24 protein-coding genes and 1 pseudogene are annotated in these 22,123 nt (G+C 48.2%); 11 read left to right on the top strand and 14 right to left on the bottom strand.

Features of this window, described 5'->3' with window-relative positions; genetic code table 11:
* Window positions 1–53: 53 nt before the first annotated feature.
* From clpB to NOS26_RS09075, 3 genes are all read left to right on the top strand, one after another.
* Window positions 54–2,642: an ATP-dependent chaperone ClpB gene (gene clpB / locus NOS26_RS09085; protein WP_014016936.1), complete on the top strand. Its 2,589-nt coding sequence runs from the start codon at window positions 54–56 to the stop codon at window positions 2,640–2,642.
* A 135-nt stretch (window positions 2,643–2,777) separates the two neighbouring features.
* Entirely contained in the window at window positions 2,778–3,281 is a 504-nt protein-coding gene (locus tag NOS26_RS09080) for an S-adenosylmethionine decarboxylase family protein (protein WP_014016937.1), read from the top strand.
* A 30-nt stretch (window positions 3,282–3,311) separates the two neighbouring features.
* Complete coding sequence (locus NOS26_RS09075; RefSeq protein ID WP_014016938.1) at window positions 3,312–3,914, top strand: HD-GYP domain-containing protein; 603 nt, start codon at window positions 3,312–3,314, stop codon at window positions 3,912–3,914.
* A gap of 97 nt (window positions 3,915–4,011) precedes the next feature.
* Here the strand turns inward: NOS26_RS09075 and NOS26_RS09070 are convergent, their stop codons facing one another.
* The 3 genes from NOS26_RS09070 to NOS26_RS09060 form a co-directional block, all read right to left on the bottom strand.
* Window positions 4,012–4,197 (bottom strand): hypothetical protein, encoded by a 186-nt coding sequence (locus NOS26_RS09070; protein ID WP_014016939.1) that lies wholly within the window; start codon window positions 4,195–4,197, stop codon window positions 4,012–4,014.
* 67 nt (window positions 4,198–4,264) lie between these two features.
* On the bottom strand, window positions 4,265–5,338 hold the full coding sequence (mcrC, locus tag NOS26_RS09065) for a 5-methylcytosine-specific restriction endonuclease system specificity protein McrC (protein WP_255917598.1): 1,074 nt from the start codon (window positions 5,336–5,338) through the stop codon (window positions 4,265–4,267).
* Window positions 5,335–7,764: an AAA family ATPase gene (locus NOS26_RS09060; RefSeq protein WP_255917597.1), complete on the bottom strand. Its 2,430-nt coding sequence runs from the start codon at window positions 7,762–7,764 to the stop codon at window positions 5,335–5,337. Before NOS26_RS09060 ends, mcrC begins: the two co-directional genes overlap by 4 nt.
* 158 nt (window positions 7,765–7,922) lie before the next feature.
* Here NOS26_RS09060 and NOS26_RS09055 point away from each other — a divergent pair, with 158 nt between their 5' ends.
* Window positions 7,923–8,087 (top strand): hypothetical protein, encoded by a 165-nt coding sequence (locus NOS26_RS09055; protein WP_157868812.1) that lies wholly within the window; start codon window positions 7,923–7,925, stop codon window positions 8,085–8,087.
* A gap of 14 nt (window positions 8,088–8,101) precedes the next feature.
* Window positions 8,102–8,395, top strand: coding sequence for a DNA-binding transcriptional regulator (locus NOS26_RS09050; RefSeq protein ID WP_027895258.1), 294 nt, complete (start codon window positions 8,102–8,104; stop codon window positions 8,393–8,395).
* A gap of 231 nt (window positions 8,396–8,626) precedes the next feature.
* Here the strand turns inward: NOS26_RS09050 and NOS26_RS09045 are convergent, their stop codons facing one another.
* Complete coding sequence (locus tag NOS26_RS09045; protein WP_014016942.1) at window positions 8,627–9,010, bottom strand: VOC family protein; 384 nt, start codon at window positions 9,008–9,010, stop codon at window positions 8,627–8,629.
* A gap of 252 nt (window positions 9,011–9,262) precedes the next feature.
* Between NOS26_RS09045 and NOS26_RS09040 the strand changes: the two genes are divergently transcribed.
* Window positions 9,263–9,997: a hypothetical protein gene (locus NOS26_RS09040; RefSeq protein ID WP_014016943.1), complete on the top strand. Its 735-nt coding sequence runs from the start codon at window positions 9,263–9,265 to the stop codon at window positions 9,995–9,997.
* A gap of 135 nt (window positions 9,998–10,132) precedes the next feature.
* Window positions 10,133–10,315 carry a hypothetical protein gene (locus NOS26_RS09035; RefSeq protein ID WP_014016944.1) on the top strand — a complete coding sequence of 61 codons (183 nt, stop codon included), beginning with the start codon at window positions 10,133–10,135 and terminating at the stop codon, window positions 10,313–10,315.
* Window positions 10,316–10,797: 482 nt separating this feature from the next.
* Here the strand turns inward: NOS26_RS09035 and NOS26_RS09030 are convergent, their stop codons facing one another.
* The 10 genes and pseudogenes from NOS26_RS09030 to NOS26_RS08990 all read right to left on the bottom strand — a co-directional run bounded on the left by NOS26_RS09030 (window position 10,798) and on the right by NOS26_RS08990 (window position 17,910).
* The gene (locus NOS26_RS09030) at window positions 10,798–11,220 is read right to left on the bottom strand and encodes a hypothetical protein (RefSeq protein ID WP_014016945.1); all 423 of its coding nucleotides are present in this window, start codon (window positions 11,218–11,220) and stop codon (window positions 10,798–10,800) included.
* Window positions 11,217–11,642: a GNAT family N-acetyltransferase gene (locus NOS26_RS09025; protein WP_014016946.1), complete on the bottom strand. Its 426-nt coding sequence runs from the start codon at window positions 11,640–11,642 to the stop codon at window positions 11,217–11,219. The genes NOS26_RS09030 and NOS26_RS09025 overlap by 4 nt, the downstream gene beginning before the upstream one ends.
* Before the next feature lie 184 nt (window positions 11,643–11,826).
* On the bottom strand, window positions 11,827–12,969 hold the full coding sequence (locus tag NOS26_RS09020; protein ID WP_014016947.1) for an SLC13 family permease: 1,143 nt from the start codon (window positions 12,967–12,969) through the stop codon (window positions 11,827–11,829).
* 9 nt (window positions 12,970–12,978) lie between these two features.
* Window positions 12,979–13,836: a formate/nitrite transporter family protein gene (locus tag NOS26_RS09015; protein WP_014016948.1), complete on the bottom strand. Its 858-nt coding sequence runs from the start codon at window positions 13,834–13,836 to the stop codon at window positions 12,979–12,981.
* Between the two features lie 99 nt (window positions 13,837–13,935).
* Window positions 13,936–14,040: pseudogene (locus NOS26_RS11725) on the bottom strand (tyrosine-type recombinase/integrase); the annotation flags it as partial.
* A 249-nt stretch (window positions 14,041–14,289) separates the two neighbouring features.
* Window positions 14,290–14,943 (bottom strand): DUF421 domain-containing protein, encoded by a 654-nt coding sequence (locus NOS26_RS09010; protein ID WP_014016949.1) that lies wholly within the window; start codon window positions 14,941–14,943, stop codon window positions 14,290–14,292.
* Between the two features lie 8 nt (window positions 14,944–14,951).
* On the bottom strand, window positions 14,952–15,404 hold the full coding sequence (locus tag NOS26_RS09005) for a DUF3290 domain-containing protein (RefSeq protein ID WP_014016950.1): 453 nt from the start codon (window positions 15,402–15,404) through the stop codon (window positions 14,952–14,954).
* 148 nt (window positions 15,405–15,552) lie between these two features.
* Window positions 15,553–16,248 carry a DUF542 domain-containing protein gene (locus tag NOS26_RS09000; protein WP_014016951.1) on the bottom strand — a complete coding sequence of 232 codons (696 nt, stop codon included), beginning with the start codon at window positions 16,246–16,248 and terminating at the stop codon, window positions 15,553–15,555.
* Window positions 16,249–16,615: 367 nt separating this feature from the next.
* On the bottom strand, window positions 16,616–17,494 hold the full coding sequence (locus NOS26_RS08995; RefSeq protein ID WP_014016952.1) for a radical SAM protein: 879 nt from the start codon (window positions 17,492–17,494) through the stop codon (window positions 16,616–16,618).
* A 101-nt stretch (window positions 17,495–17,595) separates the two neighbouring features.
* Window positions 17,596–17,910, bottom strand: a complete 315-nt coding sequence (locus tag NOS26_RS08990) for a helix-turn-helix transcriptional regulator (protein ID WP_041647307.1) — start codon at window positions 17,908–17,910, stop codon at window positions 17,596–17,598.
* A gap of 541 nt (window positions 17,911–18,451) precedes the next feature.
* On the opposite strand from NOS26_RS08990, the gene NOS26_RS08985 reads away from it, so the two are divergent.
* The 4 genes from NOS26_RS08985 to NOS26_RS08970 form a co-directional block, all read left to right on the top strand.
* Entirely contained in the window at window positions 18,452–18,658 is a 207-nt protein-coding gene (locus NOS26_RS08985) for an SHOCT domain-containing protein (protein ID WP_014016953.1), read from the top strand.
* Window positions 18,659–18,709: 51 nt separating this feature from the next.
* Entirely contained in the window at window positions 18,710–20,269 is a 1,560-nt protein-coding gene (locus tag NOS26_RS08980) for a recombinase family protein (protein ID WP_014016954.1), read from the top strand.
* A 4-nt stretch (window positions 20,270–20,273) separates the two neighbouring features.
* The gene (locus NOS26_RS08975; RefSeq protein ID WP_014016955.1) at window positions 20,274–20,588 is read left to right on the top strand and encodes an integrase; all 315 of its coding nucleotides are present in this window, start codon (window positions 20,274–20,276) and stop codon (window positions 20,586–20,588) included.
* Window positions 20,588–22,123, top strand: a 1,536-nt coding sequence (locus NOS26_RS08970; protein WP_370687624.1) for a recombinase family protein, incomplete at its 3' end; no start/stop codon positions are given. The genes NOS26_RS08975 and NOS26_RS08970, both read left to right, overlap by 1 nt.

Genomic DNA, 22,123 nt, shown 5'->3' with positions numbered 1-22,123 from the left:
GAGGAAAGCTCCTAAGAATGATTACTTCCACCATAAGTAAGGAGGTCTTAATTATGGGAAACGAAAAATATACGCAAAAGGTCATCGAAGCCTTCCAGTCTGCCCAGCAGATCGCCGCGCTCCATTATAACCAGGAACTCTCATCGGTCCATATGCTCATGGGCTTGACAAAAGAACCGGAAGGCCTGCTCAACACGATTTTCTCGGAATGTCATACCGACGTCCCCATGCTCCAGGCCCGCTTGGAACAGTTACTGAAGAAGATTCCGTCCGTCAAGGGCTCCAGCCAGTTGTCCATGTCGACGGAAATGGTCCGTGTCATCGGCAAAGCCCAGCAGTTGGCAGACTCTATGCACGATGAATACATCAGCACGGAACACATCCTCATGGGTATCGTCAGCGAAAGCGACGACGAAGTCCAGCAGTTGTGCCGTGAATTCGGATTGACGCAGGACAAAATCATGAGTACCATCAAGGCTAACCGCAAGGCTAACGTCAACAGTGATAACCCGGAAGAAAACTACAAGGCCCTGGAAAAATACGGCCGCGATCTGACCGCCGCTGCCCGCCAGAACAAACTGGATCCGGTCATCGGCCGTGATGATGAAATCCGCCGTACCATCGAAATCCTGTCCCGCCGTCGTAAGAACAACCCGGTCCTCATCGGTGAACCTGGTGTCGGCAAGACGGCTATCGTCGAAGGGTTGGCCCGCCGTATCGTCAGCGGTGACGTTCCGGAATCGCTGAAAAACAAGACCCTCTACTCCCTCGATATGGGCTCCCTCATCGCCGGTGCCAAATACCGTGGCGAATTTGAAGAACGACTCAAATCGGTCCTCAATGAAATCGCCAAATCCGACGGCCAGATCCTTCTCTTCATCGATGAAATCCACACCGTCGTCGGCGCTGGCGCTTCGGAAGGCTCCATGGATGCCGGCAACATCCTGAAACCGATGCTGGCCCGTGGTGACCTGCGCTGCATCGGCGCTACGACCCTCAATGAATACCAGAAATACATCGAAAAAGATGCCGCTTTGGAACGTCGTTTCCAGCCGGTCATGGTTGACCAGCCGTCGGTCGAAGACACAATCACCATTCTCCGTGGCCTGAAAGAACGTTACGAAGTCCATCATGGCGTCCGCATCCGTGATAAGGCCCTGGTCGCTGCCGCTGTTCTGTCGGACCGCTACATTTCCGACCGCTTCCTGCCGGATAAGGCCATCGACCTCGTCGACGAAGCCGCAGCCAAACTGCGTACGGAAATCGAATCCATGCCGACGCCGATTGACGAACTGCGCCATAAGATCATGCAGCTGGAAATCGAAGAACAGTCCCTGAACAAAGAAACGGACGACGCTTCCAAAGAACGGCTGGCTAAGATCACGGAAACGAAGAATGAATTGAAAGAAAAGGAAAGCAAGCTCAAAGCCCAGTGGGATAAAGAAAAACAGTCCATCCTGCGCACCCAGGGCTTGAAGAAAGAAATCGACGCCGTCAAGAGTGACATGGCCCAGGCCGAACGCAACTACGATCTGGCCAAAGCTTCGGAACTGAAGTACGGCAAACTGCCGGAATTGCAGAAACAGTTGAAAGAACAGGAAGCCTACCTGGCGGAACACCAGGATTCGCAGCTCCTCAAAGAAGAAGTCGGCGAAGAAGATATCGCTCAGGTCGTCAGCCGCTGGACCGGCATCCCGGTCACTAAGATGATGACCGGCGAACGGGAAAAACTCCTGCACCTCGACGAAACGTTGCATAAACGGGTCGTCGGCCAGGACGATGCCGTCCGCGTCGTCAGCGATGCCATTATCCGTGCCCGTGCCGGTATCAAAGACCCGAACCGTCCGATCGGTTCCTTCATCTTCCTCGGCCCGACCGGTGTCGGCAAGACCGAACTGGCCAAGACTTTGGCAGAAGCCCTCTTCGATGATGAACGTAACATCATCCGCATCGATATGTCGGAATACATGGAAAAGCATACCGTATCCCGTCTGATCGGGGCTCCTCCGGGATATGTCGGCTATGATGAAGGGGGCCAGCTCACGGAAGCCGTCCGCCGTCGTCCGTACAGCGTCATTCTCCTTGATGAAATCGAAAAGGCCCATCCGGATATCTTCAACGTCCTGTTGCAGATTCTCGACGATGGCCGCCTGACCGATGGCAAAGGCCGTGTGGTCAACTTCAAGAACACCATCATCATCATGACCAGTAACCTCGGCTCTCACGAAATCCTCGAATCGAAGGACTACGACGAAGCCAATGCGAAAGTCCGCGAACTGCTCAAACAGTACTTCCGTCCGGAATTTCTCAACCGTGTTGACGACATCGTCGTCTTCAAAGCGCTCCAGAAAGACCAGGTACGCAACATCGCCGCTATCCTCTTGGAACGCCTCGGCAAGCGTCTGGAAAAACAGGTCAAGATCCACCTCACCTGGACCGACGAAGCCTTACAGGAATTGGCAGACAAAGGGTTCGACCCGCAGTTCGGTGCCCGTCCGCTGCGCCGCCTGATCACGCATACCGTCGAAACGGCCCTGAGCCGCGACATCATCGCCGGTACCATCCGCGAAGGCGATACGGTCACCATCGGCTACGATGGCAACAACTTCACCTTCACGCCCATGCGTGTCCATGCCGCATGAGCTAGTGGCTAGTGACTGGCGCACAAAGGACTCGTTCCTGATGTAAAAAAAACATCGGGAACGGGTCTTTTTTTCTGTTTACATCGGCCCGAAAACAGTATATAATAAGCTGTAACTAAGTAACGGGTGGAGATTATGAACAACACATTAGGAAAACATGTACTCATCGATTTTTATAACTGCAAAGCGACCTTTACGGAAGCCGAAGACTTGCAGCCCTTGGTAGAGCGTGCTTTCGACCTCGTCGACACGCCTGTCGAAGGGATTACATTCTTCCATATCGACGACGAACTGACATGCATTGCCGTTTCCGGCAACGCCCATATTTGTATTCACGCCTATCCGACCCTGTCCTACGTGGCAGTGGACATCTACAGTTTTAATATCGATCTCAAGACGAGCCAGATCATGAGTGCCTTGAAAGTAAACCTGCGCTCAGACCGCATCAAGGCGACGAGTATCCGCCGCGGCGATTTCGGCTCCATCCGCGACATGCGCCCGAAACGCAAGTCCAAGATCACTACAGCACGGCGCATGAAGAATACCGGCGCCCGTATCAAGAAGACGAGTGTGAAGATGTTCAACATCCTCCGTCATCCCCAGAAGGTACGCCGGTCGCATCGGACGACGAACAAGTAACACGTTTGCAGACGAAAGGGTTTGTTGGTCATGTATATGGTATCCCTGAAACAAGCTGCGGGCATTGCCCGGGAAGAAATGACGTCCCTCGACGCCATTACAGCGGAATTGCTCAATTTCATACAGTTGAAGAGCCAGCGCTTGTATATGCATTCCTTACAGGTCGCCAACTATAGCGTCAGCGTCGCTGCCAAATTGACGCTGCCCAAGAGTGAAATCGAACAGGTCAAATATGCAGCCCTCCTGCATGACGTCGGCCTGCTTTTCGTGTCCAATACCCTGCTGGCCAAGATGCCCTACCTCAACCGCTCGGAAAAGGCTCAGTACAAGCGCCACGCCGCAGGCGGCGGCAACATGCTGGAAAACATCCCCTGCTGCCAGGACATCGTGCCTTATATCCGCTATCACCACGAACACTGGGACGGATCGGGCTTCCCCAAACACCTGCGCGGCGCCAACATCCCCTTGGGAGCCCGCATCATCGCCGTCGCCGATTACTACGACATGATCATCAATCCGTCGGCTGAATTCTGGGCCAAGACAAAAAAACAGGCCGTCCGCGAACTCTTCAGCGCGTCGGGCCTGCTCTTTGATCCGGAAGTCGTCAAGGCTTTTATCGAAACATTAGGTTAATAACATTCGTAATCAAAAAGCGCTGTCGCACGAAGACAGCGCTTTTTTATGTAGTGCCCCCAATAAGTTAGACCAAAGTGTAGTAGCGATATTGCTGCTACACTTTTATCCAGACAGTTGTCTTTTCGTGACATGCTTTGAAATAGAGGAAGGTGACGGCTCCTCCCCCGATAATCATACCTGTAATCAAGGAAAATATATTTCTCATGTCATACTTCATGCCCAAGAGAAGCAGGATGACACCAATAATCCATACGACAAACAAAATCTTGCTTTTATTCATTGCAAATACCTCCCTACAATTAATACATTTTTGCTTCTTTCTTTGAATATTAGACTGATCAGCTCCCCTATATGTTAACTCCGAAATGATCTGCCACAATCTGGTTTAACTGCCTCGAAATCTCTGAAAAATCCTGATTCAAATCCAGTGTCTTCACCGATATCTGGTTACCGCTCATCTGGTACACATTGTCCGGCACGAGATTTTCATCGGTTTTCGCATAGAGAAGCATTCCAGAAACACGATGCTCGGTTCCTTTGAGTTCTGCCTCTTTGTTTTTCACATAGGTAAAAATTTGATACAAATTTCCCGAATGAATCGTCCGTACATTGAAGTTTGTCTGCAACGTCCGCTGGTAGTACTTAGCATCAATGATGAGCGTCTGTATTCCATACGTAAGGGTAATGTCTGTCTGCATAATTGGCAACAGGGCATCGTTGCCGTCATCCAGCTGCCAGGGAATCTGCCGGGCTTTTGACGAAAATCCCTTGATCCGCTGTCCGAATTCCTGTGCGTAATACTCCAGGATAAATTTTTCATACAACCGGCTCATTCGCTGCTCGTCGATGAAACTGGCTAAGTGATAATCACCGTTTTCCGTTGTCATGAGTGAACTTTCAACCAGGAGCTGACAAATGGCGAGCAACAACTGGTATGTTCGGTTATTTCTCTGCAAACGAATCTCCAACCAGCGTATCTGGGACAGTTCTATTTCATCGACTTCAGAAAAATAGAGCATTTCTTTTTTCAGTTCTGCCTTGTATTTTTCGTCTACATCCTTTTGCCTAAGGATCAGCAAAACCGTTGATTTCAGAATCTGGTTCAAAAGGTTATTCTCGGACAGCTCATCATAATCACAGGTTACGGCCAGCCGGGCCTGGAGCCTGTTCCGGATAGTACCAGGCATGTCGATTTTCCCGCGGACGACGGTCAAATCCTCGACACAGTTGATGTATTCCCGATACAACCCCTGTTTCAGATGAAGACCGATTCCTTTTGCCAGAATTGCCGCAAACAAATTATAAATGTTATCGAAAGGTTCCTTCTCGATATTCTCATAGACAGATTGCTTCAAGGTGGTAAAGGCATAAGATAGCATATAGTAGATGTTCTTTATGAAGATGCGCTTATACTTACTCATTGAAATACTTCCTTAAAGGAATTCTTCCAGCGCTGCACGTTGCTGTCATCATCAAACCAGTATTCAGAAAGCATCGGCAGAATGTCATAATCTACGACAGACTTCATCCATTCATCGGTGCAGTTCTCCTTGGTTCTTCCACAAAAGTAGCTGTGCCCGATACAGAAGCCTTTCCCCAATGATTTATCATGACTGATTTCTGCATTCAGCTTAACGACCTGATTCACAAGTCCATTGAACGTATCGTTTCCCAGTGCCTGTTGATAATCTTTGAATCCTTTTGATTCAAATCCAGGTTCCATCTCGAAGAAACTGAACCGGCGGCGCAAGGCATAATCTATCATGGCCAGGCTACGGTCAGCCGTATTCATCATGCCAATAATATAAAGATTTTGGGGAACCGTAAACGGCATACCATTATAGGCCAGCGTCAGCTTTGTCCCACGGTAGTCTTTTTCAATCAACATCAGGAGCTCACCGAAGATTTTGCTCAGGTTTCCCCGATTGATTTCATCAATGATGAAGAAGAATTTTTTATCCGGCTCATTGGCCGCTTTCTGGCAGAAACGGTAGAACACACCATGCCTCAATTCAAAACCATTTCCAGACGGTTTGTATCCCATCATGAAGTCTTCATAAGAATAATTCTGATGAAACTGCACGAATTCAATCCGGTTGTCGTCTTTCTCTCCCATCATAGAATAAGCCAGCCTCTTGGCAGCAAAGGTCTTGCCTACACCCGGTGCGCCTTGCAGAATGATATTCATCTTGTTGCTGAGCACGCCCACCAGTCGGTCGTACATTTCGTCAGTCATATAGACTTCCGACAAGAAGTCTTGCTTCGTATACGATGGAATCTTCTCCTCATGAGAGTTCCGCGGATTTTCATCGCGAATGATGTCCATGATGAACTCATATTCTTTCTTGGTCAATTTGAAAAAACTGCCGTTCGGATTTTTGAAGAACTCCATTTTCGCCAACTCCGGACATTCCTTTAATGTCTGATAATCAATCGGGTTTTCCAGGGACTCCGTTTTTTCAAAACATATTTTCTGACCGTCATTCGCCGCGCTGACTTTTACAAGCGCTACAACCTGCTTGACCGGATTGGATTCATAGCCAATGACAAGATCGCCCGTTCTGGCATCTATGAAGTTCTGGAAAATGCGCCGCTTATGGCCGTTGGCATTATAAAGTGTATAGTCTTGTACTTCACCGACTTGCAGGTCAGAAAAGCTCCATATCTTTGGTTTGGCGTTCAGCCACCAATACTTGGGTTCTCCCTCACCTTTTGATTTGGCATAAAGAGCTACGCCGCTCAAATCCACCCGGTTCAATGCAGCGGCTAATTCACGGCGCAACTTCCATACGTAACTTCCCTTCTCATCTTTGGCTGTATATCTGCCGATATAGAGAATGGGCCACCATCGAGAATTGTCAACATTCTTCGGCATGACAGGGCATCCCGTCTTTTCAACGACTCGTTTTGCCAGCCCCACAGAACCAGCATTATAAAAGTTCTTACTTTCTCCATACTTTGCAGCAAGCTGCGTACACGTAGCAGCTCCGCCATAGTCCTGTATTCTTTTCATGATTTCAAGGCTGCTCTGTGTAAAAACACTTTTGTCTTCAAGCAGATCAATCCACTCGGCTGTTGTGATTCCCGGAGCATATTCTTCTGGCGAGGGATACCACTCAGCATCAGAAGATTCTGCTTCACTACGCTTTGAATAATCACGGGAAATATAAAAACCCACATCAAAAGTCAGTGTTTTCAGATATGGATCCGGATAACAGGCATCCGTCAGCTGGCTCTTGAATAAGTTCACGAGTTCGTCGTCCTGCTTCAGATGCTCACAGATTTCATTATACAAAGAGTAAAAATTTCTGAGATTATCTGCATACGCGCCTTTCTTGAATGTATAGTCGCTGCCCAATTCATCTGATACAGCCTTTACTTCGCTGTATTTGTATATGTAATATTTATCCGGATAACGCAGACACAGATAGGTCGTGATGGCATTCTCAGACTGATAATGCTGTCCTGCTCCCTTTCCATATTTTTTGAGAAGAAAATCCGATTGCAGTTTAAAGGTATTGATTCGCTCATATATATCCTTGCTCTCATCAAACAAATCGCTATACATCGAGCGTACGTCCTCTGGAGCGGTCTCAGCAAAACTAGTAATCATCTTGGCCGGGAAATTATTCATCGATGCCAGCAGATTATAGGTTTGGGAAAACGAACGGTTGAGCATATCCGCAAAATCCGTTGCCTTAATATTCCAGTTGTCTTGAAACCATTTGAGTGCTTCCCATTTATACTTTTCATCCTGCCAATGTTTCGGTACAAAATCTTTTTTATACTGCACTAAAACATCTTTCAAGCGCTCTCCATCAATCATAGCCGTACCCTTCCCTTTCATATTTTTAGACCAGGCTTCCCTCCATTACAGCAGGATATAGGCTTCCTGTCCAATAACCTGTTTACACAAACTATTTTACACTTTCCTTCTTATTTTATCATAAAAAGCACTTGTATTCATCCTATTGAATAGGGTAAAATATAGATGGAGGTACTAAATTGGAAATTAAAAGAACATTTATTCAGACACGCCCTTTTACACGTTCTTGGACAGCGTTAGGTTTCAATGATGAAGATTTACGGCGAAATGAGTTAGAAAATTTAACGAAAGAAGAACGAAATCATTTGAAAAAGCAAATTGATATCTTGGAATCGAATTTATAAGCGAGGTGTTCTCCATGAGCAAAGCATTTGATTTGTTATCTGAATCGCTGAATGACGCTATTTTAGATACCCAGACCAAGCATCTTCCTAGACATAAAAGAAAAATTGACATTGAGCCAATAACTACATATTCAAGTGACGAAATAAGAGACATACGAAATCAGTTAGGGTTGACACAAAAATTATTTGCACAATACTTTGGTGTTTCAAAAAAGACAATAGAAGCTTGGGAATCCGGAAAAAATAAACCTTCTGGTCCCTCTCGCAGACTGCTAGGACTAATTGCAAATAAAAAAATTTCTATATAAAAATCACCTGTTTCAAAGGGTAGCATCAAACCCTTGAAGCAGGTGTTTTTTCTTATATTCAGACTTGTTCGGCGTATTCAGGGATGGCGATGCACGTGTCTCTATAACTTAGTCGCTATCTTGGTCGTTATCTTAGTCGGTCAGCGACCAAGTGATTTTTTCTGTATCTTGTATAGCAGCGGTTTACCACTTTTTGAACAAATAAATATCGCGTAACTCTCCGCTTACAAACTATACCGTAATTTCTATCTGATTGCCTTCAAGAGCCACAACACAGCTTTCATAATATCCATCACCCGTGGTCCGCGGCCCGCTGACGACCTCATAACCATCAGCCTTCATCCGGGCAGTCAATGTATCTACGTTTTCCTTACTCCCTGTCCGGAAAGCAATGTGAACCAATCCCGTCCGATTCTGGGGCTTCTCCAGGTCTTCCATCGCGGGCTTATTCATAATTTCAAGTCTCGGTCCTTTTTCAAAAGTCAGGAAATAAGACCTGAAATCCGTTTTCGGATTATGGTATCCATTATTTGAAGAAGCCCCAAAATATTTAATGAAAAATTCTCTTGCTGCTTCTAAATCATTAACATACATTGCAATGTGCTCTATTTCCATATTTCAATCATCCTTTCACATTTTCATTACGGAGCACCCACGAAAAAATGGTTTATATCGCTAACTTGGTCTCTATCTTGGTCGCTTTCTTAGTCGCTTTTCTTAGTCGGTCAGCAACTAAGTTATTTTATTATAACATCTTTTCCGGCTTCCTGCCATTTCGCCCTATTGTCTCCAGACAAAGGATTGACATCCCGTACCAGAGCATGCAAAAATGAAGTTATAATATATCTCAGACAGGAGGGTTAAACCATGAAACTATTACGACGTCAAATTGCACTGGCCGTGACAGGTCTTTTTCTGACAGGGTATACGGTCATGGCTGCCGACACACCAGCTGCAGTTGCACCTGCGGCGATACAGCACAAAAACGAAATCGTGCAGACAGAAACCGTTCCTTCTCTAACGAAACGGGAAAAAACAACGCCGGCTAAAAACTCCCGCCCCATCCAGATTCCTGTTTCGGAAGCGTCGGCCGGTACAGCCGTTCCTGTTACCGGATTTATCAGCAAAGATTCGGGACACCCCGTAACAGTAACAACAGGAAACAGACCTGCAGCGCTTTTCATCGCATCTTCTATACCCGGTTCTGCCAATACGGCTTATGCGGATTTCACAAAAAAAGCCTATGTTTCATATCACGAACAGATGAACTTCTTTGTCATACAGACTGGCAGGACGAGCAAAATAGAAAACTGGCTGAAAGAAGAAGCCTTCCCCTTTCCCGTTCTTACAGGAGACTACCACCTATATACCCATTCCCTGCCCCGGTTGCTATTAATCGACAAGAATGGCGTCCTGCGGTACCGACTGAATAAAGATCTGCCTGATAAAGACGTGCGTGATGCCTTTCAGGATACGATAACAGCCCCCGTTCCCCCCGATGCAGCTCAAAGGCAAAAGCGGCTGGATACTATTGTCAAAGAACATCATGCCCGCGACCAGGAGCTCCGTTCAAATGACGCCTTTGCTCCCCTGTCGTCATAGTTACTGTTCCTGTCCATTCTCTATCAAAAAGAATATAATCAATCCTTCCCTGAGTCAGCCTGGCAGGATTTATCGCTTGCCGGCCTGTCCTGGTACTACGGCGATGACGCTGGAACAGAAAGCCATCTGGATCAAATGACCGTTCATGCGCCGAACAGTCCGCTTCCTTATGGGATCCGCAGTCTCTATGATATGATGGATGGAAACCCTGGGGCCGGCTATGCAACCACCGTACAGGGACTCCGCAAAAATCCCAATGATACTCTCTTGAATAGTCTTGCCATCGTCTATGAATATATGATGGGACAGAAAGAGTAACTATCTCAAGCAGGATAAAAACCCCGCCCGCGGCCATCTGGACTATGCCCGCCTTCTGACTCGAGCCGGTAAATACGAAGAAGCCCTGAAGGAGTGCCGGATTTCCCGTAATAAGCTGTCTGAAGAGGAAAAAAATACGTACTACCCGTTCGTGGGCAGTACGTATCAACAAGAAGCATGGATTCAATGGAAATTAGGGAACGCGGTCCAGGCGTTGTCTTGTGCCACCAAGGGCATCGATCTCCTGAACATGCACAAATATCCTGTTCCCCCAAGCTGGTATATTCTTCGGGCCGCTATTGAGCAGTCACTGGGCCGGACTACGGCGGCTGCAGTTGACTGGGAAGCATCGAAACGCCTGCCAAGTCTCCCTCATCTCATTTTCCATTAATGACCCATTCCCACCAGGCCCGAAAAGGCACGTGAGCACCCTTGCATAAGCTAGTTCCATAATTTCGTTCATCCCCCAAGGCCCTATCTTTTTAGGGTCGCAGGAAAAAGACGCCGGCCAGGCACAGGATGATGCCGATGATCTGCCGGGGCATCAGGACGTCTTTATACAGCAGGACGCCGATGCCTGCTAAAAGGAGCGCTACGCTGACATTAGCCAGGAGGGAGGCCATACTGATTTTCCAGCCAGCCCGGTATAATAGGATGTAGCCAAATTCGACGGCGACCAGCGTCAGTCCCCAGGCAGCACTCGCCCAGTTTAAGGCCGACAGATCCTGCCGCAGAGAAGGTCCGGTCACCACGTAAGCAGCAGCACACAGGAGAAAACTGACTAGATAAGTCACGCTGAGGGCCAGAAAAGGCGGGGCTGCTGTCGGCGTCGCCTTGGCTACCATATGATAGCCTATGTTACCAAGGACAACGATGAAAAAGGGAATCCAGTAGGTCAGACTCATTTTCCCAGCTCCTTTTCCATATGGATGTGAGGACAATACTCATCCAGATATTCGTCACCCGATGCGGTAAATCCTAATTTTTCATAAAAGGGACGTACCCGGACCTGAGCTGACAAGGCCAGCCGTTTCACCTGGCGGCCGCGCAGCCAGGCTTCCGCTTCCCGTACCAGTTGCTCCCCGTACTGCCTGCCCCGGAAGGACTTCCGCACGGCCAGTCGTCCCAGGATATACACTCCCGGCTGGTCAGATGAAAAGAAACGGCAGCAGCCAGCGGCCTGCTCATTTTCATATAATACCAGATGCCAGGCCCTTGAGTCGATTTCATCAAACTCATGGTGAAATCCTTGTTCTTCTACAAATACCTCCTGCCGGATAATCCGGGCATCCTGTGAAAGCCCCTGCTGCATATGCATTTGAATCATGATAATCCCTCCTAAAAAAACAGAGGTGTCCAGGAATTGTCTTATAGCATGTAATCATGCCGTACCTACGACAACTCCCAGACACCTCATTTCTCCTGTCCGGTGACAGAAGCGGTGTTCCTATAAAATTAGCATCATTCTAACATGTTCTTCCCTTTCCGTCAATACGATTCGCCAGCACCCGTCATACCCCCAGCTGATGACAGAGCCAGGCAATCAGGACCAGTACCAGCAGGTAGGCCAGGTTGAGCTGGGTGAATAGTTTCAGATACCCTGCCTGCTGTCGGGGACAGGCCCGGACGTACATGCCATAGGAAATGAGACTGGCCATGGAGGCGACCAGCGTCCCCAGGCCTCCGATATCGGTTCCCAGCAGCAAAGCCGCCGCATCATCAGTAAACCCCGACAGGAGGACGGCGGCCGGCACATTGCTGATGACCTGGCTTGCCAAAAGGGCCATGAGGAACTCATGACCGTCCAGATATCCCGTCAACAGGTCCCTGAAGCCAGACAGCTGGCTCAGATTGCCTACGAGGATAAAAAAGGCCACAAAGGTACCCAAAAGCCGGTAATCAGCATAACGGAAATACTGGGGCCGCGTCAGGGCCGTGATGACCACGACAAAGGCCAGGGCCAGACGATAGTCGAGCACATGCGCCACAGCGAGCAGGGAAAGGAAAAACATCCCGCCCAAAATCCAGAGCTGCCGCGACGGAGCCAATACAGGCAGATTCCGTGTCCGCCGGGCTGCCAGCCGCACGGAAATGGGAATCGGCGTTCCCGGCAAGCGGAACAGGGACAGCGCCAGCAACAGGAAGGATACCAGGGTATAGGGCAGGAGCAACAGCAGAAACGAGGACAGATCCATGGCGTAGTAAAAATAAAGATACAAGTTCTGCGGATTGCCTACGGGCGTACACATACTACCCAGATTGGCCGCCAGCGTCTGGAGGACGATGACAAGCGCCATTTGCTTCTCACTGGCCACTTTCGGCAGGGCCATCAGGGAAAAAGGCACAAAGGTCAAGAGCGCCACATCGTTGGTCACCCACATACTGACAAAAAAACAGGCAAAGACCAGGACCGCCGCCAGTTGGCGCATCGTCCCCAGTCGGAGCAAGAGACGCGCCAGCACGGCCGCAAAGACACCGCTTTCCCGCAAACCGCCGATGACGACCATGAGGCAGAACAAAATAGCCAGTACAGGCACATTGATATACCCGGCATAGGACGCCGAAGGCGGTACGGCCAGCATCGACACCGATGCCGCCACTACCGCCAGGACAAGTACCAGATTCTCTTTGAATACGGAAACGACAGATTTCATTTCAGTTCCTCAATCGAGCTGCTTCCCATTTTCACTGCGTACCTGGGCTGACACGAGGAGCGTAAAGACACCAGTGCCGCCGATGATATTGCCCAGGCCTGTCGGCAGGAGGAAGCGGAAGAAATAATCGTACAGGTCAGAACCACCCATGAGGACGTCATAGGCGGCTTCACAAGAGCCGACGACGACATGGGCAAAGTTGCCGATGGAGATGAAATAGGTAAAGGTCAAGATCGTAAAGAAAGCGAAGCTCCGCGACATAGGCATGATCCAGACAATAGCGGCGATGAGCATACCTGCCGGGATGCCGCGCATGATGTTGTCCATCGCGTCCGGCGCCATGATGTGATGCGACACGGTCAGGAGACACTGCGTAATTTCCGGCGTCGTAAAGACCGGGCTGGACATGAAAAGCGCCGCAATGGCTGTACCGACGATATTGGCGCCGAAGACGATGCCCCACAAGCGCAGGAGTTTCCGAAAATTTTCCCAGCAAGGTACGCGGAAGACAGGAATGACCGTCGTAATCGTATTTTCCGTAAAAAGCTGCAAGCGCCCGAGAATGACGATCAAGAACCCCGTCGTATAGCCGAAGCCCGTAATCGCCCCCGTCCAGGGAGCCTGGCCGACATAGACATGGATGATAGAGCGGAAATAAAACGAAAACGAAATCATCAAGCCTGCCGCCAAGGCTGACAAAATCAAAGGCCAGGCCGGCCGTTCCAATTCCAGCTCGCCATCGTGGCGGATGATTTCAAAAATAAGATTCGGTGACAATTTCTCATGCTCTTCAACAATGACACGCATCTTCTGATCTTCTGACTGCTGACAAGAAAAATCACAGTCATGATTACAACGTTTAATCATAGATTCCACTTCTTTCTGACATTTTTCTTTCATTATACCATGTTTCTTGCCGTGATAGCAGTCGGTAGATTTTCTGCAAAATACATGACCAGCGTAACAAAGTGCCGCATGACCTAATCGTCGAGCTACACTGGCAATGGAAACCCCGGCAAAGAGTAAAATAGAAGCATGGGTGTGCCGCAAACCATGAATTGAAATATCCGGCGCGGCCTGTACCGTTTCGCTGACGGCAGGACGGCCAATGCCGACATCAACGGCGCCGCCAACATACTCCGTAAAAGTAAGCAGAACTTCGATTTCAAGGGACTGTGTAAGAGGCTTTTGGACAGCCCTTTGAGAATAAGGCTATCCTGATTTTAGGAGGAAACTTAAACCGCAATCTTCTCAAGAATCTCCCGCTTCTATAAGCGGGAGAGGTTCAATATACCTCATCTTCCAAACAAGGTGCAGCAGTCAGCCTTTCTTGGTCCCCGATTCCGGCGGATATGGGTACAGCAGGACCTGCCCGTCCAGATATTCTGCCAGGAAAATGTCTCGCGGTTCATAGCCTTGACGGTGTAATTCCTGGTTCAGCCAGGCCTCGTCTTTATCGATGAGTTTCAATACATCGGGGTTCACTTGTCCATCGGCAATCAACGGGAAGCGGATATTCTTTTCCCCCATCTGAACAACGGTCAGCTGGCCGTTCTGTTCGAGGACAGCGCGCTTTACATCCTGAATCCGCTGGACACCGGCAGCGCGCAGCTTCATTTGCAGTTCAAAAGCCTGGATGCCATAGCGCAGGCACGTTTCAGTCTGTAATTCGCCCTGTTCGATCAGGATAACCGGTTTGCCATCGACGAGGATCTTCACCAGCCGGCTGTTCGCTTTCAAGAATTTCAGGACCATGACCAGGATTGTCCAGACGACGAGAATCATGAGAAACTGGATGATGCTGACCGTATCATTATAGATGACACCGCCGATGATGCCGCCAAGGACATAATTCTGGATCTGGTCCAGTGCCGATGACGGTGCCAGGTTCCTTTTGCCTAACAAATTAATTTGTAAAATAAGGGCCAATAAGCCCAATCCTAATTTAGCAAAAACCATGGAATATGGAAACATAGGCCCTCCTATTTCGAAACGTCGACAAGCTTAATTTTTTTATGGATCAAATAGACACGGTTGATGCGATAGGCTGTATAATCATTCGTAAAATCGATGCGATAATAATCATCGCGCACTTTGACCAGCATCCCGTTTTGCAGGCGCAGGGAATTGACGGCTAAGTCCGACTTCGACAACGTCATGTTATCGCTGAAGGTATCCAAAAAAGCCGTCATTTTAGACGTGTTTTCCGTAGTTTCCCGCTGGCGGCTGAAACTATCCCAGTTCGTACCGCACAGGAAAATACCGATGAGCAGCAGGATGATACTCAAGTCGCGATACTTCGTCCGCAAGCGGTTACGCATATATTTGATGCTGATGATGACTAGTGCCGCTAAAATAAAAAAAATCAGTCCATACTGGAACCAGTAGCTCACATGGGCCTGACTTTCGACATACGCATAAGTATAAAATGGCAAGCATAGCCCCCCTTTCAGTTATCCCATTATACCATCTTTGACAAAGGCCTGTCATTCCACTGCTTGAGCTCAGTCTTTCTAAAATATAAAAATCACCTGTCTCAAAGATCCGAATCAGACCGTTGGAACAGGTGATTTTTTCTTATCGTTAGACTTGTTCGGCGTATTCAGGGAAGGCGATGGAGTTTTCCTTGAAGATATGGATGAAGATGTCGTCAAAGAGCTGTTCCATGACAACATACGTGTGGCGGAAGGTCGGGCAAGCATCTGCTGGCGGCGTGAAGTTATCCGTCAGTTCCTGGATTTCTTTGATGACGTCGCCGGCACCGGTGTGCTCCGTTTCCAGGTCCTGGATAAGTGACAGCGTCTGGCTGTCCGGATGCGGATGCTGGCGCATCAACGGGAACACGAGCTGTTCTTCCTTGGCAAAATGTTCTTCCAGTTCTGCTTTCAGGCCGGCATAGAGATGATGGAGGCGCGTGAGCATTTTACCATGATGCGGATAATGGACGATGAGAATCTTGTTGAGGAGTTCTTCTGTTTCAGCCATGAGTCTGCGGTCTGTCACGTGATGCGTCGCTTCCAAATCGTCAAGCATCTCCGTGACTTTAAGCGTCTTGAACGCTTCGATATCATCATGGACGTCCCGCTGCGTCGCCTTTTTGGCAGCTGCCTGATTGAGTTCGGCCAGGAATTTATCCACGTCCAGACCCTTTTCACGGACAGCCATGGCAATAGGATCATGTCCGCCGCAGCAGTAATCAAGATGCAATCCATTCAGGAATCCAATCGTATTCGGATGAGCTTTTACAACGTCAGCTAAAGTCATGTCTTTCGTAATCATAGTATCGCTTCCTTTTCTCGCATAATCTATTTTCATGCGTTGGTTTCTTGGAACATCTTGAGTATAACAGATAGCGGCAAGGTCATCCGTCGTATTTGCAACATAGAAATATTCTTATATGGCCGTTTTTTTGCAATCTGCGTTCTTTTCCATCACCAGTATGCGATTTCATAGGGGACGCCCAAAGCCTTTCTGCCCCGTGTGAATCCTATGCACAGCCGGAATTTATGACGAACGGCGTGCGGAACGCCGCATTTGAGTCCGAAAAAAGCGCTGTCGCATGAAGACAGCGCTTTTTGAGTTTGAAGTTATAATAACGCCGTTACTTCCAATTCCGGATGTGCTAAATACCGCCTTTTTATCCTGGTCACAGGCTTCTCATGCTGTCTCTTCGCATCCGCAATCGCTCTTCCCCCTGTTCGTCTGCACCCTGTTTGAGCATCGCCAGTATCTTCTCTTTGTCCTCTGGAAGATGTCCATATACCGGCATCATGTTGGAGACATTCGTCGCATCCAGCAGCGTGTGGATATCAAGCGTCTTCACAAAGGTATACAGTTCCTGTATCTTTTCTGTCTCTGTAGCCTCTACGAACTCACCCCTTCTCACTTCTTCCATAAGCGGCGTATCAGGGAAGATGGAGAGTCCGGAAGCCAGCACCCTGACGGGCGACAGATGGTTCAACACTTCTGCCGTTTTAATGGCATGCCCCATACCATAATCATGGCCTCCCAGTCCGTATAAGAAGATGACGGAATAATGCATTCCTGCTTCATCCAGCTTGGAGAGCTGTTCCACTATATCACTGGCATGATAGCCCTTGTTCATCTTATCGAGGACAGCATCATCGCCCGACTCGATTCCGAATACGATCATGTCGTATCCCATCTCTTTCAACGACTTCAGCTCACCTACAGACTTGTTCCTTACACTATCCACCCTGCCATATCCGCCGACGGAAACACCCCAGGGCAGGTATTCTTTTATCAGGTCCATGATTCTTTTAAGCCTGTCGTAGCTCAGCAGGAACGGATCTGCCCCCTGCAGAAAAATCCGCTTTACCTCCCATCCGGAATCCCGGATCTCCTGAAGATCTTCCCGTATCTCACTCTCCGGAGATACGGAAAAAGGTGCTTCCTTGTAAAAGGTGCAAAAGCGGCACTTATTATGCGAACAACCCGACGTTACTTGTAAAAAACAGGAACCAGCCTCATAAGGCGGTCTGACGATTCCACATGAAAAATGCATACGAATTCCTCCTCGTTTCTATATATCTTTATGTCTCGCTTTGTCGATATGTGATGGTTTAAATTAAACGGGATCTTCATCCCGTCTAATCTATGCACAACTTAAATTTCGTGACCGAAGTAGTCTGCCAGCGCAGCGAGAGTCTCTTCATTCCGTCTGTAATATGTCCACTTTCCGTGCCTTTCGGAAAGAAGCAAGCCTGCTTTTTGCAGCATATCTAGGTAATGAGATACGGTTGACTGTGATATCCCGGCTTTGTCGCGGATGCTTCCAACACACACACCGCCTTTCAGATCCACCATATCATCAAAATGACCTCCCTGCGGCGGAAAGTTTTTCTCCGGTTCCTTCAACCACTCAATAATATTGAGCCGGGTTTCATTTGATAGTGCTTTAAAAATTTCAATCTTATCCATACATTTATTATATCCATATTTCACGATATGTCAATACTTATAAGCAAAAAAACGGCTGATAGAGAAATATATTTACTCTATCAACCGCCACATCAGAGCCATACAATGCCATCGCTGATGAGATTTTCCGGCTCCGCGACCAATTGGGCGATCAACTCCGCACACCTATCGATAACAGCTCCTAGACAACCAAATTAAAATGACACATAGACTTCTTTGCTATAATGGTGTTTGAAGAGAACTACCTATAACAAAAAGGGAGCCTATGTGCCACTGGGCATGACTGCCATCTCGTCAGCGTTCCGACAATCTACCGCGCTATCCACGCAGGCCTCGCAATCCAGAAGCTCAACCCGACACTTATCAAAAAACGTCAACCTCATCCTGACCGGCTGGAAGATCAGAGTGAAATAACTAAATATCCAATCTGCTATGCCTGCGAGTGTTCTTCGGAATACCCGCAGGCTTTTTTAGTTTATGTGAAAAATCCTCCGCTCAAAACGCCCGCCAATCTCCAGTGGAAACTGGAGGTGGATATGTTATGCCAAACGAAAACACAAATGCTCAATCTGGATATTTCACGCAAGAGCGGATTCAGGGTGATCTGGACTATCGCCGGGCACAGGACATCGCAAAAGGCATGCTTGATGACGGCCTGATTTCTGTGGCTGAATTCAACAAATTAACCGCCATCAATCGGGAAACTTTCTCCCCTCTGTTCGCGGAAATAATGCCAAAAATACCTTGATATGTAGCCGTTTTAGAGTGATGTATAGACGTACGGAAAGGAGGAGTTCCCTTGAGAAAAGTAACGAAAATAGAGCAAGCGACGAGCGCAAAAGTGAAGCTCAAGAAGATCAAGGTAGCCGCTTACTGCCGCGTCTCTACGGATTCCGATGCACAGCTTGAAAGCCTTGAGGCTCAGAAAACTCACTACGAAAATTACATCACTTCCCGTGATGACTGGGAGTTTGCAGGCCTCTACTACGACGAAGGCATCACCGGCACCAAGAAGGATAAGCGTCCGGAGCTTTTGAGGCTCATCGACGACTGCAAGGCCGGTAAGGTGGATTTCATCATCACAAAGTCCATCAGCCGCTTCAGTAGGAATACAACAGACTGCTTAGAGCTGGTTAGAAAGCTGCTCGCCCTGCGCATTCCCATTTTCTTTGAAAAAGAAAACATCAACACCGGCTCGATGGAGAGCGAGCTTTTTCTGGCGATCCTCTCCAGCATGGCCGAAGGCGAGTCAGTTTCCATTTCGGAAAACAGCAAATGGTCAATCCAAAAGCGCTTCGAGAATGGAACCTTCAAATGCAGTTACCCGCCCTACGGTTACGACTGGAATGGTGAGCAGATGGTCGTCAATCCGGAACAGGCGGCTGTGGTTAAGGAAATCTTCACAGCCCTGCTCTCCGGCAAAGGCACACACGCCATTGCGGATGACCTGAACCAGCGCGGTGTTCCTTCCAAGCGAGGCGGACGATGGACGGCCACGACCATTCGCGGGATGCTTTCAAACGAAAAGTACGTCGGCGACTGCCTTTTCCAGAAAACCTACTCGGATTCACAATTTGTCCGGCATAGCAACCACGGTGAGCAGGCGCAGTACATGGTCAGGGATCACCACGAGCCGATCATCAGTCGGGAGGATTTTGAAGCGGCACAGGCTTTTGTGAAACAGCGGGCGTCAGAGAAAGGTGTCGTCAAAGGCACCGAAAAATACCAGAACCGCTACGTTTTCTCCGGAAAAATCATCTGCGGAGAATGCGACGACACCTTCAAGCGCCGGATTCACAGCTGCACCGGATACAAATACGCTGCATGGTGCTGCAACACCCACATCGTGGATAAGAACAGATGCCACATGCTTTTTGTGAAGGATGAGGCTCTGAAGCTGGCATTCATCACAATGATGAACAAGCTGATCTTCTCACATCGGCTGATCCTGAAGCCCTACTTGGAAGCAATTAAGAATGTGTCGACAGATGATTCTCTCCGGCGCATTCAACAGATACAGACCCTGCTGACGCAGAACACCGAGAAGAGAGAAACGCTCACCAAGCTCATGACGCAAGGCATCATCGACCCGGTGCTCTACAGTCAGGAGACGAACGAGCTGCTCTCGCAGGCGGACACCTTCCGGGATGAGATCGACGCACTAAAGAATACGGTCTCCGGGGATGTGACAAAGGTCACCGAAGCCACGGCGCTGATGCACTTTGCGGAAAAGAGTGCCATGCTGCACGAGTTCGACGTCGATCTTTTTGAAAGGTTTGTAAAGCGGATCATCGTACATTCCAGAAATGACATCCGCTTCGAGCTCAAATGCGGTCTGACGCTCAGGGAAAGGAAGTGAGAACATGGGGCACACACCATACGGCTACAGAATCGAAAACGGCTGCGCTGTGATTCACGAAGAAGAAGCCGCTAAGATCAGGAAACTTTATGAGAATTACTTTGCTGGGATGGCACAGTCAAAAGCGGCCATCGAGGCAGGGATCGAGACCTACCACAGCTCGGCAAAGCGCCTGATGCAAAACAGGCATTACCTCGGCGACGATTTCTACCCGGCCATCATCGATCAGGAGACCTTCGATAAGGCAGAAGAACACTATGACGATCCGAGGCTGCAGGCAGAATATCTCTATAGTCTCATTGAAAGCGAGGCAATATAATGAAAAAAGTTATGATCATCCCCGCCAGAAAACGCATGGGAAATATCGAAAAAGAACCGGAACAAAAGAAGCTGCGTGTAGCTGCCTACTGCCGGGTCAGTACCGATTCGGATGAACAAGAAACAAGTTATGAAACGCAAGTTTCGCATTACAAAGAATTCATCAGCAGCCATCCGGATTGGGTTCTCGCCGGCATCTTTGCTGATGACGGCATTTCGGGTACAAACACGAAAAAGCGCAATGAATTCAACCGTATGATCCAGGAATGTATGGCTGGCAACATCGACATGATCATCACCAAGTCCATCAGCCGCTTCGCCCGCAATACCCTCGATTGCCTGAAATACATCCGTCAGCTTAAAGAAAAAAATATTCCAGTCCTTTTTGAAAAAGAATCCATCAACACGATGGACGCCAAAGGTGAAGTGCTGATCACCATCATGGCCAGTTTAGCCCAGCAAGAATCAGAATCTCTTTCCCAAAATGTAAAGCTAGGCCTCCAGTACCGTTACCAGCAAGGTAAAGTACAGGTCAATCATAAACATTTTCTCGGTTATACCAAAGACGAAAACGGCCATCTTATCATCGATCCGGAACAAGCAGAAGTCGTCAAGCGCATTTATCGCGAATACCTCGAAGGCTATAGTATGAAAAAAATAGGAAAGCATTTAGAAGCAGATGGCATCCTCACTGGCGCCGGACGAAAAAAATGGCATGACAGTACGATTAATAAAATCTTGCGGAACGAAAAGTATATGGGTGATGCGCTTTTGCAAAAAACATATACCGTCGATTTTCTCACCAAAAAACGTGTCAAGAATAACGGTTTCGTCCCGCAATACTATGTTGAAAATGATCATGAGGCCATTATTCCTAAAGACATATTTCTCCAGGTACAAGCTGAGTTAGTTCGCCGTCGCATTGTCCATATCAGCCCTTCCGGCCAAAGGCATAGTTTTTCCAGTAATAACTGTTTTGCCCAAATTACCTACTGCGGCGTTTGCGGCGAATTGTACCGTCGCGTCCATTGGAACAATCGAGGTCACAAATCTATCGTCTGGCGCTGCATCAGCCGCCTAGATCCAAGAGGCGCCGAGATAAACTGTACCAATCGAACAGTGAACGAAAATCTACTGAAGGAAATCACAATGAAGGCCATGAACCACATACTTTCTGATAGCCACACCTTCTTGCTGCAGATGCAGAAAAACATCACCAAGACCATTATAAAAAACGATACACTTTCACCAGAATGTATCCAAAAACGCCTGGACGAATTACAGCAAGAGCTCATTCAGCATGCTACGAATCGCCAGAACTATAATGCCATTGCCAATGAAATCTTTCGCCTTCGGGAACAACAGGAAGAAGCTGAACAAAATAATCTGAGCCAGCAGGCAAATATCAAACGCCTCGAAGACTTGAAAAAATTCATTAGAGAACATCCTACGCAGATCACAGAATTTAACGAAATTACCATTCGGAAAATCATCGAGAAAATCACCATATTTCCCGACCATTTTCTAGTCAAATTT

The organism is Megasphaera sp. SC8-1, assembly GCF_024436295.1.
Taxonomy (GTDB): domain Bacteria; phylum Bacillota; class Negativicutes; order Veillonellales; family Megasphaeraceae; genus Megasphaera; species Megasphaera elsdenii.
This window is presented reverse-complemented; position numbering and strand designations above follow the sequence as displayed.